At 40.6% G+C, this 13,414-nt stretch carries 13 protein-coding genes and 1 tRNA gene; 5 read left to right on the top strand and 9 right to left on the bottom strand.

Annotated elements, in window-relative coordinates; genetic code table 11:
* The first annotated feature begins 213 nt into the window (after positions 1–213).
* Genes HYS07_00005 through HYS07_00015 form a run of 3 tightly spaced genes read left to right on the top strand, consistent with a single transcriptional unit; the run spans position 214 to position 3,675 of the window.
* Positions 214–2,073, top strand: a complete 1,860-nt coding sequence (locus HYS07_00005) for a 2-oxoacid:acceptor oxidoreductase subunit alpha (protein ID MBI1869557.1) — start codon at positions 214–216, stop codon at positions 2,071–2,073.
* Positions 2,070–3,092 carry a 2-oxoacid:ferredoxin oxidoreductase subunit beta gene (locus HYS07_00010; protein MBI1869558.1) on the top strand — a complete coding sequence of 341 codons (1,023 nt, stop codon included), beginning with the start codon at positions 2,070–2,072 and terminating at the stop codon, positions 3,090–3,092. The genes HYS07_00005 and HYS07_00010 overlap by 4 nt, the downstream gene beginning before the upstream one ends.
* A gap of 55 nt (positions 3,093–3,147) precedes the next feature.
* Entirely contained in the window at positions 3,148–3,675 is a 528-nt protein-coding gene (locus HYS07_00015) for a CBS domain-containing protein (protein ID MBI1869559.1), read from the top strand.
* 133 nt (positions 3,676–3,808) lie between these two features.
* Here HYS07_00015 and HYS07_00020 read toward each other — a convergent pair.
* A tRNA-Leu gene (locus HYS07_00020) sits at positions 3,809–3,892 on the bottom strand.
* Between the two features lie 143 nt (positions 3,893–4,035).
* Here HYS07_00020 and HYS07_00025 point away from each other — a divergent pair.
* Positions 4,036–6,219 carry a UvrD-helicase domain-containing protein gene (locus HYS07_00025; GenBank protein ID MBI1869560.1) on the top strand — a complete coding sequence of 728 codons (2,184 nt, stop codon included), beginning with the start codon at positions 4,036–4,038 and terminating at the stop codon, positions 6,217–6,219.
* On the opposite strand, the gene HYS07_00030 is transcribed toward HYS07_00025, so the two are convergent.
* A complete protein-coding gene (locus tag HYS07_00030) occupies positions 6,205–7,092 on the bottom strand; it encodes a cobalamin-binding protein (protein MBI1869561.1) in 888 nt (295 codons plus the stop codon). The genes HYS07_00025 and HYS07_00030 overlap by 15 nt on opposite strands.
* A gap of 41 nt (positions 7,093–7,133) precedes the next feature.
* On the opposite strand from HYS07_00030, the gene HYS07_00035 reads away from it, so the two are divergent.
* Positions 7,134–7,520, top strand: coding sequence for a translation initiation factor (locus HYS07_00035; protein MBI1869562.1), 387 nt, complete (start codon positions 7,134–7,136; stop codon positions 7,518–7,520).
* Here HYS07_00035 and hemW read toward each other — a convergent pair.
* The 7 genes from hemW to HYS07_00070 all read right to left on the bottom strand — a co-directional run bounded on the left by hemW (position 7,517) and on the right by HYS07_00070 (position 13,232).
* A complete protein-coding gene (gene hemW / locus HYS07_00040) occupies positions 7,517–8,629 on the bottom strand; it encodes a radical SAM family heme chaperone HemW (protein MBI1869563.1) in 1,113 nt (370 codons plus the stop codon). The genes HYS07_00035 and hemW overlap by 4 nt on opposite strands.
* 31 nt (positions 8,630–8,660) lie before the next feature.
* Positions 8,661–9,080 (bottom strand): PIN domain-containing protein, encoded by a 420-nt coding sequence (locus HYS07_00045; GenBank protein MBI1869564.1) that lies wholly within the window; start codon positions 9,078–9,080, stop codon positions 8,661–8,663.
* On the bottom strand, positions 9,067–9,309 hold the full coding sequence (locus tag HYS07_00050; GenBank protein MBI1869565.1) for a hypothetical protein: 243 nt from the start codon (positions 9,307–9,309) through the stop codon (positions 9,067–9,069). The genes HYS07_00045 and HYS07_00050 overlap by 14 nt, the downstream gene beginning before the upstream one ends.
* Before the next feature lie 45 nt (positions 9,310–9,354).
* Entirely contained in the window at positions 9,355–10,419 is a 1,065-nt protein-coding gene (locus tag HYS07_00055; GenBank protein ID MBI1869566.1) for an ABC transporter ATP-binding protein, read from the bottom strand.
* A gap of 142 nt (positions 10,420–10,561) precedes the next feature.
* Entirely contained in the window at positions 10,562–11,374 is an 813-nt protein-coding gene (locus HYS07_00060; protein MBI1869567.1) for a sulfate ABC transporter permease subunit, read from the bottom strand.
* Positions 11,371–12,207, bottom strand: coding sequence for a sulfate ABC transporter permease subunit CysT (gene cysT / locus HYS07_00065; GenBank protein MBI1869568.1), 837 nt, complete (start codon positions 12,205–12,207; stop codon positions 11,371–11,373). Before cysT ends, HYS07_00060 begins: the two co-directional genes overlap by 4 nt.
* Complete coding sequence (locus HYS07_00070) at positions 12,207–13,232, bottom strand: sulfate ABC transporter substrate-binding protein (protein MBI1869569.1); 1,026 nt, start codon at positions 13,230–13,232, stop codon at positions 12,207–12,209. Before HYS07_00070 ends, cysT begins: the two co-directional genes overlap by 1 nt.
* Positions 13,233–13,414 lie beyond the last annotated feature (182 nt).

A 13,414-nucleotide genomic window follows, 5' to 3' on the forward strand; every position in this document is an offset into this window, starting at 1 on the left:
AATTCCCCTTACCGAAGCCACGGATCGTCCATCGCTTTTATATACCGTCAAAATTGAGTGAGGCTTACTGAAGAGCCGTATGCGGAAAATCCGCACGTACGGTTCCGTGAGGGGCATTGAAATATATGTCTACTCGACAAAAAGCAAAAACCAGTTCAAAGGTTAAAAACTTAAGAGTTCGTCAAAATTAAAAGGTTTGCTATGGCCATTAAAATGAATGAAGAAATTTTGTCGCCTAAGACAAAACCTAAAAAAGTAGTGTCCTCCATCACAGTCAGATTTGCAGGCGATTCAGGGGATGGAATGCAATTGACTGGGGATCAGTTTACCGATACAACCGCAGTGATGGGAAACGATTTCGCAACATTCCCAGACTATCCTGCTGAAATTCGAGCGCCTCAGGGAACCCTGCCAGGCGTCTCCAGTTTTCAAATTCAATTTTCCGATACCGTTATTTTTACACCTGGCGACCTTGCCGATGTTCTTGTAGCCATGAATCCAGCTGCCCTGAAGGTTAATTTAGGTAATGTAAAAAAGGGCGGATTAATGATTTTGAATGAAAATTCTTTTGATGAAGAGCATTTAAAGAAGGCCGCTTGGAAGTCAAATCCTTTTGAAGGAGAAACCTTAAAAGACTATCAGATTTTAAAGGTTCCACTGACAGACCTGACCCGCAATGCCCTTAAAGACCATTCTTTAAAGGGAGCAGAAATTGATCGATGTAAAAACTTTTTTGCTTTGGGGATGATGTTTTGGCTTTATGATCGCAATTTAGATCATACCATTCAATGGATTCAATCCAAATTTTCCAAGCGACCTGAAATTGTGGCTGCGAATGTCGTAACCCTGAAGGCCGGTTATTATTATGCGGATATTGTGGAAGCCTTGCCAACCCAGATTCAAGTCAAGAAAGCTCAATTAGAACCTGGCATTTATCGAAAGGTTACTGGAAATGAGGCAACAGCCATCGGTTTAGTAACTGCAGCTCATTTGGCTGGAAAAACATTATTTTATGGGTCTTATCCTATTACTCCTGCAAGTTCGATTCTTCACGAGCTTGCAAAATATAAAAAATTTGGAGTTAAAACATTTCAGGCCGAAGATGAAATCGCAGCCATTGGTTCCGCCATTGGGGCTTCTTTTGGAGGGGCCATTGGGGTTACGGGAACCAGTGGCCCTGGAATGTGTTTAAAAGCAGAAGCACTCAATTTAGCTGTGATGGTGGAATTGCCTTTAATTATCATGGATATTCAAAGAGCAGGCCCAAGTACAGGGATGCCGACTAAGACAGAGCAGGGAGATCTTTTGCAAGCGATGTATGGCCGAAACAGTGATTCTCCTCTGGCGATTGTCGCCCCTAAAACACCTTCCGATTGTTTTTACATGATTATTGAAGCAGTCCGAATGGCTGTAAAGTATATGACACCTGTGATTTTTTTGTCGGAAGGCTATTTGGCTGAAGCGGCTGAGCCCTGGAAACTTCCAGAATTAGAAAGTCTTCCAAAGATTGAAATTACTCATCCGAAGGCAGGCAAAGATCCCTTCATGCCTTATCAACGAAATCCTGAAACTTTAGCGAGACCCTGGGCTATTCCTGGAACACCTGGATTGGAGCATAGGGTGGGAGGGCTGTCAAAAGCAGATTTAACAGGGGCCGTGAGCTATGATCCTGAAAATCATCAAAAGATGATTCAACTTCGTGCAGAGAAAATTCAAAAAATTGCTCAAGATATTCCGGATATGACTATTGAAGGACCTGCTTCTGGAAAACTATTGGTCTTGGGATGGGGTGGGACCTATGGGGCTATTTATCAGGCTTTAAAAGAGATGGAAGGAGAGGGTCAAAAAGTTTCGCATGCTCATCTGGGCTACATTCATCCTTTTCCAAAAAATTTAGAATTTATTTTGAAGTTTTTTGAAACAATTTTGGTGCCAGAGCTGAATATGGGACAACTCATCATGCTCTTACGTAACCGTTTTCCAAAAATGAACTGGGTCGGGTTTAATAAAATGAAGGGTCATCCCTTTACTGTCGCTGAAATGACCGAAAAAATGAAGGAACTATTATTATGAGTACAAGTACAGCTTTAAAAAAACCGTATACAAAAGAAAATTTTGTTTCAGGACAAGAAGTCAGGTGGTGTCCAGGTTGTGGTGACTATTCCATTCTTGCAACCATGCAAAGGACCTTGGCAAAATTTGATCTTCCCATTGAGAATTATGTCATTGTTTCAGGGATTGGCTGCTCTAGCCGATTTCCCTATTATATGAATACCTATGGGTTTCACACCATTCATGGACGTGCACCTACGATTGCAACAGGGCTTAAGTGTGTTAATCCAGACTTGTCCATTTGGGTGATCACAGGGGATGGGGATGGTTTAAGTATTGGTGGAAATCATTTGATTCACTGCATGCGTAGAAACGTCGATTTAAATATTCTTTTGGTTAATAATCGAATCTATGGTTTAACTAAAGGGCAATATTCTCCGACTTCTGAAATTGGCAAGGTTACAAAATCAACCCCCTATGGATCCATTGATTATCCGATTAATGCGTTGTGTATTGCGATTGCATCGGAGGCCACTTTTATTGCTCGAACCTTGGATACGGATCCGGCGCATATGAGCTATATCATGGAGCGGGCGGCCAACCATAAAGGAGTTTCCTTTATCGAAATTTATCAAAATTGCATTATTTTTAATGATAAAACACACGTACCTGTGACAGGGCGTGAGACACGGGATGATCGCATGGTTTATCTTGAACATGGGAAACCTCTTATTTTTGGAAAGAAAAAAGATAAGGCGATAGAAATCAAGGGACTTCAACCTGAAGTGGTTGATTTAGCCAAGGTGAGTCCAAATGAACTTTTGATTCATAATGAAAAAGATCCCAATCCTCATTACTCTTATTTGCTGACTCAGATGGATTATCCTGAAATGCCCGTTCCCTTTGGCGTTTTTCGGCAGATTGAAAAACCAACCTATGATGAGATGATGGAAAATCAAATTAAGGAAATCATCCGAACCAAAGGGAAGGGAGAATTAAAGGATTTAATTTACGGAAACAATACTTGGAAGGTAGAGTAACTAAACTGCCAAAGGCAAAATAAGCCTGTAACTAAAGGGCCTCGGAGGTGGTGGGATGAAATGCTCAACGTGTGGTCATGAAAATATTGCGGGGGAGGATCGCTGCGATCATTGTCTCCACTCTTTAATGCAGAGGGACCTTCCTCGGCCTAAGAAAGATGATCGTTTTCAAACCGTCATAATGACAGCTCCCATTTCAGATCTTTTGACGGGAAAAGACCTGTTGGTCGCAAGCCCCAGCGATACTCTTCAAAAAATCGTAAATATTTTTCAAGATGAAAAGAAAGATTGCGTCTTGGTTTATAAAAAGAAAAAATTGGTTGGAATCTTAAGTTTTAGAGATTTGTTGTGGAAGGTTGCTGGAAAAATTCAAGATCTTTCAAAAGCCAAGGTAGAATCCTTTATGACTCCCAACCCAGAATATGTCAGGGGAAATGACCCCATTGCCTATGTGGTCAACAAAATGGCTTTGGGTGGCTTCCGACATGTCCCTGTCCTTCAAGAGGATGGCGCCCCTTTAAGCATTATCTCTATCAAAGATGTTTTGAGTTATTTGTCCAAGAGGGATAAAAACCGTTCATGAAAACGCAGTGTACAGCGTTTAGGAAAAACTCTAGCCTCACAGAACTGAACAGTGCACACTATTTTTATGACTGTATTTAACGCCTCAAGCTTTTTCCTTGGACTTTAAACATTAAGCCTTGAACTGTTTTATTTGGGCAGAGAGGGAATCGAACCCTCATGAGGTTGCCCCCATAGGTTTTTGAGACCTACGCGTCTGCCAGTTCCGCCATCTGCCCGTTATTATCTCGATAAGGGATACATAATCTCGTTCTCCCTTAACGAATAACGCCTCATAAAGTATCAAATAAAAGGGTTGTGTCAACCATAATTCTTTTGTTACTTTGTTCCTGCTTTTGATTTTAACCAGTAGGAGTTATTGATGAACGATATAATTGAAACGTTACTTAAAGATTTAAATCCTGCTCAAAAACAAGCGGTTGAGTCAACCGAAGGCCCACTTTTAATTTTAGCTGGAGCCGGAAGCGGGAAAACGCGTGTGATTACTTACCGGATTGCTTATCTATTAAGTTTAGGGATTGATCCTAGCCGGATTTTGGCGGTGACCTTTACAAATAAGGCTGCAGAGGAAATGTCTAAACGGGTGAAGCGACTTGTAGAAGAAACTCCTGCTTTACAAATCAGGTCTTCGGACGGACTCTGGATTGGGACTTTTCATTCAACTTGCGTCAAAATTTTGAGGCGTCAGATTGAACGACTCGGCTATCGCAATGATTTTATGATTTATGATAATCAAGACCAAATGCATGTCGTGAAGGAGTGCCTTAAAAAATTAAATATGAGCGATAAGGAGTTTCGACCTCAGTTTATTTTAGGCCATATCAGTGGAGCCAAAAATCAGCTTTTAGATTCTAAAGCTTATCAGCAGTCTATTGGAAGTTTTTTTGAGCAAAAGGTTTCGGAGGTTTATACGCTTTATCAAAAACTTTTAAAATCAAATAATGCTCTCGATTTTGATGACTTAATTTTAAATACGGTGGTTTTATTTTCTCAACATCCTGAGGTGTTGAAACTTTATCAAGACCGATTTCAATATATTATGATTGATGAGTATCAGGATACGAATCATGCCCAATACCGACTCATTAATTTGTTGGCAGCCGTTCATCAGAATATTTGTGTCGTTGGGGATCCCGATCAGGCGATTTATCGATGGAGAGGGGCCGATTTCAAAAATCTTTTAAATTTTGAAGATGACTATTCTAATTGCACTGAAGTTGTTTTGGATGAAAATTATCGCTCGACACAAAATATTCTGAATGCCTCAAATCACTTGATTCGCTTTAACCGTCAGAGAAAGGAAAAAAATCTTTGGACTCAGCAAGCTCCAGGAGCGCTTATCTCCTATTTCAATGGTTCCAATGAACATGAAGAGGTTGATTTTGTGATTAATTCAATCGAACGACTTAAAAGACAAGGGGAATTTAGCTATCAGGATATGGTTGTTTTTTACAGGACTCATGCGCAATCTCGTGTGTTTGAAGATGGCTTAAGGAGATCAGGGATTCCTTATCAGATTGTTGGAGGCTTAAGTTTTTATCAACGTAAAGAAATTAAAGATATGGTGGCCTATTTAAGACTGATTGAGGGCTTTGGGGATTCGGTGAGTTTTAAACGGGTGGTGAATGTTCCTCCGCGGGGAATTGGGGAAGCCACAATCGAAAAACTCGAGAAGTGGCGAAGTGAGATGGGGGTTAGTCTTTTAGAGGCCGCTCTGCGATCCCGCGAAGTTGAATCGTTAAGCTCAAAGACACGTCAGACCCTGGAGAGTTTTGCCCAATTAATCAATAAATTTAAAGAACTTAAAGAGACCCTTTCCCCACCTGCGCTGATGACGCAATGGGTGGAAGAAATTCATTATTTTGAAGAGGCGCAAAAAAGTGATCCTCTCACAGCGGAGGGAAGAATTGATAATATTAAAGAGTTTGTTTCTTTTGCTCAGGAGTATGTCCTTGATTTTGAATCACCCACTTTAGGTGGATTTTTAGAAGGAATCAGTTTGGTTTCCAATATGGATCAGTGGGCGGATGAAGGTGAAAAATTAACTTTAATGACCCTTCATTCGGCCAAAGGACTTGAATTTTCAATTGCTTTTATTGTGGGACTGGAGGAAGGAATTTTCCCTCATGCAAGTTCTGGGTTTGATGAAGATGAGTTAGAAGAAGAAAGAAGACTTCTTTATGTAGGGATGACACGCGCCAAAAATCGTTTATCTCTTTCCTCTGTGAATAGCCGAATGATTTATGGTCGAAGGGCCGCGTCAAATCCTTCCAGATTTTTAAGTGAGCTTCCCAGTGAGTTGATTGAACGGGTGAGCCTCTATGCGCATGATTTCATGGCTCATGAAGCCTCATCGGTCGGAATTCCTTCTAAGAAGGAGTTTGAATATATTGCAGGCAAAAAGGTTTTACATGCGGTTTTTGGAATAGGAGAAGTTCTCGAGACAGAAGGGGAAGGGGATGATGTCAAGGTTCGGGTGGCTTTTGATAAAAACAGTTCCTCCAAATGGCTCATGGCCAAATATGCAAGGTTAACGCCGCTTTAAGAATAATTCGGGGTGAATGATTTTTGCAAGAATCTCAATTCCTTCAACAATTCTAGGTCCAGGGCGGGCAAAGTAAGCATTGGCATCCACTGCAAAGACTTGATTTTTCTGGACAGCAGGAAGCTTTTGCCAGTGGGAATATTTTTTGAGAAGTGAACTTTGTTTAATCACTTGATCCAAATTCATTCCACAGGGACTTAAAATAATAATTTCAGGGGCAAGGTCAAGGACGTCTTGCCAATCGATTCTTTTCGAGTCGCTGCCGTCTTGGGCAAGCGGGTCAAAACCTCCTGAAATTTTGATCATCTCACTGATCCAGTGCCCGCCATTATAAATGGGATCAAGCCATTCCATAAAGAACACTTTAGGACGCTCGATGAGGTGATCTGTAAACTCTTTAATTTTTTTTATTCTTTCTTGCAAAGATTGAACGAGTTCATTTGCTTTTTTTTCATGATTTATTGTTTGACCGACCTCCAAGATATTTTTAAAAATGTCGTTTAGATTTTTAGGTGTGAGCCAAAGAATTTTAGGAGAATGGGGGAGAGATTTTAAACTTTGAGTCACTTCATTTCCGGAAGGGGCACAAACCTGACAAAGGTTTTGAGTGATGATGAGATCAGGGATGAGTTTTTTTAGCAAAAGTTCATCAACCTGATAGAGGCTTTTTCCTTTTCTGAGATGTTGACTCACAAGGCGGTCAATTTCGTTTTGCTCAAGATGGGCAGTATCTAAATTTGCACGAACAACAATCGGCTTGGATTTTGCTTCAGGAGGGAAGTCGCATTCATGCGTTACCCCGACCAGTTGGTCACCTAGACCCAGACTGTAAACTATTTCTGTTGCACTGGGAAGAAAAGAGACAATGCGCATACCATGGGATTATATCGTGAAATTTTGATGAATCATATAAAATGTATGCGAAAAAGGAGGTCCGTACGAGTCAAGATCGAACATTGGTTTATTCAACGGATCCCCAGAAAAATCAAAAATGCCCAAAATGCAAATTTTTAATTTCTGAATGCACGTGTCAATCTCATCATCTGATTCGTTTAAGTAGTTTTACGGCTACCTTGAGAATTGAAAAGGCTGGGCGGGGAGGAAAAACAGTAACGGTGATTGACCGTTTGCCTCGAGAAGAAAAATTTTTGAAGAATTTTGCACGAACCCTTAAAACACGATGTGGCTCAGGAGGAACTTATCGAATTGAAAATGGTTTTGGTTTAGTTGAAATCCAAGGGGATAAACGCGATTTGATTCGCAGTATTTTTCAAAAAGAAGGAATTCAATATAAAGGTTAAATCGCCTCTAATAATTGTCCAACGACATAATCATTGAGCATCCAGCCTTTAGGAGTCAGTCGAATCTGATTTTTTCTTTTAATAAGTAGTTTTGCTTCAAGAAGGGGTTTGATTTGATCTGGGGTAAACCACGTGCTTTCGATTCCCTGAAGGGTTCTTGATTGTCGAATAATCTGATCCCGTTTTTTTGTTTCCTCTGTCGAGAAAGTTAGGATTTCTTCTTTTAGAAAAGGATTGGAAAGATAATTTTTAAGGCTAGAGGTATTGAGGGTATATTGATCGTTGTCAAATGATGTTGCGGAAAGGCCAAACCCTAAATAGGGTTTTCCTTCCCAAAATCTTAAATGATGAAGACATTCATAACCCCTTTTTGCCCAATTAGAAATTTCATAATGAAGAAAGTTTGTTTTTTCAAGCATTGCACAAAGATGCTCGTAAAAGAGAGAAGAAGTTTCTTCATTCATTTCTAAAAATTGACCTTTTTCATGTTCCCGCATAAACTGGGTTCCTTCTTCTAAGGTCAAGAAATAGCAGGAAAGATGTTGAGGATCAAATTGTTGAGCAATGGATATATTTTGTTGAAGTGACTGAAGCGTTTGTCCTGGAATGGCCATCATAAAATCAAAATTCAGGTTTTGAATACCCGTTTCTTTGAGAAGAGAAATTTTCTTTTGAACTTCTTGGGCCGTGTAACCTCGTCGGAGAACTTTAAGTTCATCCTCTTGAAAGCTCTGAACTCCCACTGAAAAGCGATTAAATCTCAATTGAATAAGTCCCTTGATGTAATCTTCGGATATAAGGTTCGGATGAAGCTCAATGGTTATTTCTTTGAGCATTTTTAAGGATGCATTATGGTGGAAAAGAGAATTCATGATTTTTTCAATCTCTTCCAGCTGAAGCAAATTTGAAGTTCCTCCTCCCATGTAAACAGTTTCAATATTAAGCTTATCTCTTTCGCTTAAGCGACCTTCAATTTCTTTGCAGAGTTGATGAACATAGTCTGAAATGGTTGATCGATGGCGAACCCCTGTTTTAAACGCACAAAATGGACACTTTGACGAACAGAAGGGAATATGAATATAAATATGATCTGTATTTTGGTTTTTCATAGAGACAATGTCGAGTTTTATCGACGTGCAATTAGGATGACACGATTTTTAGAAAAGCATATTTTGAAAAATCTGAATCCCGTGTAAAAATTTCTTTAATTCCGTTGTAGCGTAAACAAAGTGCAATTCTTGCATCAAAAATCTCATTGCCTCGTAAGGTTGGAATTTCATCTGTGAGGGTTTTAAGTTCAATCCACCAGTCCTCAGATTCTTCTAAAATTCTAATTTGAAAGCTTTCAACCCATTCGCTCACTAAATCAATTGCGGGGTCTAGGTCCAAAGGTAAAGGAAAGACACGTTGGTGAGTAAGAAGTCTTAAAATTTCGGCAATATTGGTGCCTGTGGTGACCAAGGGAGAATGGACTTTAGAAAACCAATGCCGTATCTTAGAATGGTCTTTTTGTGATTTAACGAGATAATCAACAATGACATTGGTATCAAGCGCGATCATGGTCTAAAAGATCCATCCAATCCCGGCGAGATTTAAGATTGATGCTTGAAGGTCCACCTAAATCAACAGGTTTCACAGGGTGTCTGGGATGGTGTTTGCTCCTTCGTAGAGATTCCCATCCAACTCTAGCCCAGAAACTGATGGTTTCACTTAAAGTTTTTCCTTCTCTGTGGGCTTCTTTCTGAGCTGCCCGGAAAAGACGATCTTCAATGATCAGACTTGTTTTCATATTCTTAACTATAGAATATATATTCTTATAAAGTCAATAATGATATTAAACGCTCGCGACGTTCTTATTTTCGTTATGAGGAAAAATATGAACAGCTGTAATTCCGACATAGACCCTTTTCCCAACTCGAAAATCGCTTTGTAAAGCAACTCCTTTAGGCACCTGTGCAGTCACAGAACAATTTCCTTCTAAATCAATTTTAAGTTCTTCAATGGCTCCAAGGAAACGTGTGGAATGGATAATTCCTGAGACTTCACTGGATTCCGGTTTTGAAGACACGTAAACATCGATGGGACGAAATAGAATCGATGCCTTGGTTAAATGGGCAATTTTACTTGGAGCCAAAAATTTAAAAGGTCCCCACTCAACAATTCCGTTATGAACCGTTCCTTCGATGCGATTGGTTTCCCCTACAAAGGTGGCGACAAATTCTGTTGCCGGCTGGTTAAAAATTTTTTTCGGCGGGGCATCCTGTTCAATCGTTCCATGATTAACAACCAGTACTCGATCAGAAAGTTCAAAGGCCTCATCTTGATCATGGGTGACAAGAAGGGTTGTGAGGCCAATTTGATCATGTAATTTTCTTAACCACGCCCGTAGTGCTTTTCGGAGTCTTGCATCTAGCGCTCCAAAAGGCTCATCCAATAAAAGAAGTTTGGGTTCAGGAGCCAAGGCTCGAGCCAACGCAACTCGCTGACGTTGGCCTCCCGACAGTTGTGAGGGCATCCTTTTTTCAAATCCCTGCAAGCCAATAAGCGAAAGAAGGTGTTTTGCTTTTTCTGTTCGATCCTTGTGAGAAACCTTACGAACTCTAAGTCCAAAAGCAATGTTGTCGACGAGGCTCATATGCCTGAACAGTGCGTAATGTTGAAAGACAAAACCTACTTTTCTGTCTTGAACAGGAATGCGAGTAACATTTTCTCCATTGATAATGACTTCTCCTTGAGTCGGAATTTCTAATCCCGCAAGACATCGCAAGATGGTTGATTTTCCAGATCCAGAGGGTCCTAAAAGGGTAACAAATTCACCATCCTTCACCGAAAATGAAACATCTCTTACTGCAGCAAAGTTATTAAATTTTTTCTGTAAATTTTTGACTTCGATACTCATCCCACCACCTCTGGAGCCTGCCAAAAGCAGGCTTGCCCTTTTCTTATTTTTAACATTTCATCACCACTCCCTATTTCTACTTCAAAGCCAAATTGTACTAATCGTCATCGGCTCCTCAAGGAGCCGACCAGAGGTGGTGGGATCATTCTTTCCACCTCCGTCTCCATAACTCTAACAGGCCTCTTCCGATGAAGGAAAGAATAATCAGAAAAAGGGCGCATGCATAAGCCGCATCCATTTCGAAAGCAATATAACGATCATAGATATAGGTTGGTAAAGTCTGGGTCACTCCAAGAATATTTCCGGAAACGACCAGAATAGCCCCAAATTCTCCAAGGGCTCTTGCGTATGAAAGGGCAATGCCTTGTAAAATTCCCTCTCGCATATTAGGGAAGGTCACCCATCGAAACGTTTGCCATCGGGAAGCTCCTAAGGTATGAGCGGCGTTTTCAGAATCCATTCCCATTTCTTCTAAAAGCGGAATCATTTCTCGAATAATAAAAGGGAGCGTTACAAAGACTGTAGCGAGAACCATGCCAGGTCGTGCAAAAATAATTTTAATTCCCATTTCTCTTAAAAGGGGACCTAAAAGTCCTCGAGGGCCGTAGGTGATCATGAGTGCAAAAGCACCGATAGCGGCAGGAGCGGCAAAGGGTAAATCAACAAGTCCATTTAAAAATTTTTGTCCTAAAAACTTATCCCGAACAAGAACAAGCGAAGTCATGATTCCAAACGGGATTGTGATAACAAGAGAAGCAGCAACAACAACAGCAGTATTTTTTAAGGCCGCCAGCGCATAACGGGTTGTAATGGATGCAGTAAAGACTTTCCATCCGGATTCAAATACTTGCCATATTAAATAGATATTGGGAAATATGAGCAGAATTAAAAGATAGAGGAGCGTTATTAAAATAAGGATCCATTTTATTCCTTGGGTTTTAAAAAATCGTTTCATCGCTCATTTCTCCTTTCAGGGGGACTTTCTAAAAATCTGATCATCCACAGGAGAAGATATGAAATGCTTAGAACAACCACTGAAGCTGCAGAAGCTCCTTGCAAATCAAATTGTTCAATTCGGGAGAAAATATAAGTAGACGCAACTTCAGTTTGAAAGGGTTGCGTTCCTGCAACAAATACGACAACACCAAATTCACCCAGACAGCGGGCAAAGCTTACAACAGCCCCTGAAAGGATACCGGGTCGAATCGCAGGAAGAACGACCGATAAAAAAATTCTTAAATGGCCAGCTCCAAGTGTAACAGCGGCCTCTTCCTCTGCTAAATCAATGGAGCGCAGCAAGGGTTCAACGGAACGAATCACAAAGGGAAGTGTTACAACCATGAAAGCAATATAAATGGAAGAAGGATGATAAAGAATATTCCATCCGTGATTTCCTAGCCAGGATCCAATCCATGATTTTGGACCCAGAATAGATGCCAAAGTTAATCCCGTAACCGAAGTTGGAATGGAAAAAGGAAGATCGATCATGGAATCTAAAATTTTGTAACCGGGAAATCGAAATCGAACCAGGCAATAGGCTGCAAGGGTTCCTAGAATTATATTGAATAAAGTGACAGCTCCCGCTGCCATAAAGGTGAGTTTAAAGGCATCAAGAGCCTGACTTTCAGTGAGGGCTTGCCAAAGCGCTCCCGGCCCATTTTGAATAGCCTTGTAAAAGACCATTCCTAAAGGCAGAGCAATAAATAATCCCAAATAAAGCATCACAAGGAAACGAGTGGTCAGTTTATAAAGTCCTCTTGAGGTCCGTTTTCCTTGTGAAGTCGCCATTAAGATTTTTTTCTTTCGGTTTGGATTATTTTTGTCCATAGCGATCCAGGATTAAATAAATCAGTTTCTACTTTCGACCATCCCCCTAAAAATCCAATATCAAAAGCCTGAGGAAGCAGGGGAAAACGAGAACGATATTCTTCTTCGATACGCGCATGAATGGACCTGAAACCCCATTCAGCAAGGATTTTCTGGGCTTCTTCTGATCGAAGAAACTCGAGGAATGTTTGCGCAATATCCTTGACACCATGTTGATCTGTATAAGTATCGACCACGGCAGCTGGATTCTCAATGTAAATGGTGGAAGAGGGAATGACAAACTCAACGGACTTCCCTTGTTTGCGAAGCCAAAGCACCTCATTCTCATAGGTGAGTGCAATCTGTCCAACTCCTCTCTCAAAATCCTGAATGGATGCACGAGCACTCTCGCCAAATGTCACAACATTTCCATAAAGTGCTCTTAAAGCATTTTCAGCATCTGAGACATTGCCTCCTTGCTTCAAGATAGAACCATAAAGCGCCAAAATGTTCCAACGGGCTCCACCTGAAGTTTGAGGATTAGGAGTCAGAACCTTCACTCCAGCTTTGAGAATATCCGCCCAATCCTTGATATGAAAAGGGTTTCCAGGTTCGACTCTAAAAACTATCACTGATTTGGAAACAATTCCCTTGTTTTCAAGATTCCAATCATGATGAATCAACCCTGCTTTTTCAATTAAGCGAACGTCGGGCTCCAAAGACAAATAAACGATATCCGCATCAAGCCCTAAAATCACGTTGCGTGCTTGAGCCCCTGAAGCGCCCCATGAAAATTGAAATTCAATTTCTTCACCTGGATGTTTCTCAGTCCATTTCTTAGAGAAGAGAGGAGCGATTTCCTTTTCTACCGCTTCTCCTGGAACTGAAAAACCCACGATAAAAAGTTTTCGTTTCTTAACATTCGTTTGATCTGAACGACCTAAAACTCTTATGCTTGTGATAAGTAGGATTGTTATGCTTATAAAAATTAACACTCGATTCTTCATTAAAGTTTCCTCATTTTTAAAAAAAATTAAAAAGCGAACTGGTGATCACTTGGCATGACTGGGAGCAACCCGGAAGAAACCCTTCATTCATTGGAAATGGGCATCTTAAGACAGGGAAGTCCCTATCTACAGATGCAGCTACAACAAAGCAGAGAAAGAGAAGATTTTTTAGAAAAAGCCCT

The sequence above is a fragment of the Chlamydiota bacterium genome, from assembly GCA_016178055.1.
In the GTDB taxonomy this organism is placed as follows: Bacteria; Auribacterota; JACPWU01; order JACPWU01; family JACPWU01; genus JACOUC01.

Coding starts and splice junctions, on each gene's coding strand:
- HYS07_00010 (MBI1869558.1), top strand. CDS start 2,070: ATGAGTACAAGTACAGCTTTAAAAAAACCGTATACAAAAGAAAATTTT.
- hemW (MBI1869563.1), bottom strand. CDS start 8,629: ATGAAAAACCAAAATACAGATCATATTTATATTCATATTCCCTTCTGT.
- cysT (MBI1869568.1), bottom strand. CDS start 12,207: ATGGCGACTTCACAAGGAAAACGGACCTCAAGAGGACTTTATAAACTG.
- HYS07_00035 (MBI1869562.1), top strand. CDS start 7,134: ATGTATGCGAAAAAGGAGGTCCGTACGAGTCAAGATCGAACATTGGTT.
- HYS07_00060 (MBI1869567.1), bottom strand. CDS start 11,374: ATGAAACGATTTTTTAAAACCCAAGGAATAAAATGGATCCTTATTTTA.
- HYS07_00050 (MBI1869565.1), bottom strand. CDS start 9,309: ATGAAAACAAGTCTGATCATTGAAGATCGTCTTTTCCGGGCAGCTCAG.
- HYS07_00030 (MBI1869561.1), bottom strand. CDS start 7,092: ATGCGCATTGTCTCTTTTCTTCCCAGTGCAACAGAAATAGTTTACAGT.
- HYS07_00055 (MBI1869566.1), bottom strand. CDS start 10,419: ATGAGTATCGAAGTCAAAAATTTACAGAAAAAATTTAATAACTTTGCT.
- HYS07_00005 (MBI1869557.1), top strand. CDS start 214: ATGAATGAAGAAATTTTGTCGCCTAAGACAAAACCTAAAAAAGTAGTG.
- HYS07_00070 (MBI1869569.1), bottom strand. CDS start 13,232: ATGAAGAATCGAGTGTTAATTTTTATAAGCATAACAATCCTACTTATC.
- HYS07_00045 (MBI1869564.1), bottom strand. CDS start 9,080: ATGATCGCGCTTGATACCAATGTCATTGTTGATTATCTCGTTAAATCA.
- HYS07_00015 (MBI1869559.1), top strand. CDS start 3,148: ATGAAATGCTCAACGTGTGGTCATGAAAATATTGCGGGGGAGGATCGC.
- HYS07_00025 (MBI1869560.1), top strand. CDS start 4,036: ATGAACGATATAATTGAAACGTTACTTAAAGATTTAAATCCTGCTCAA.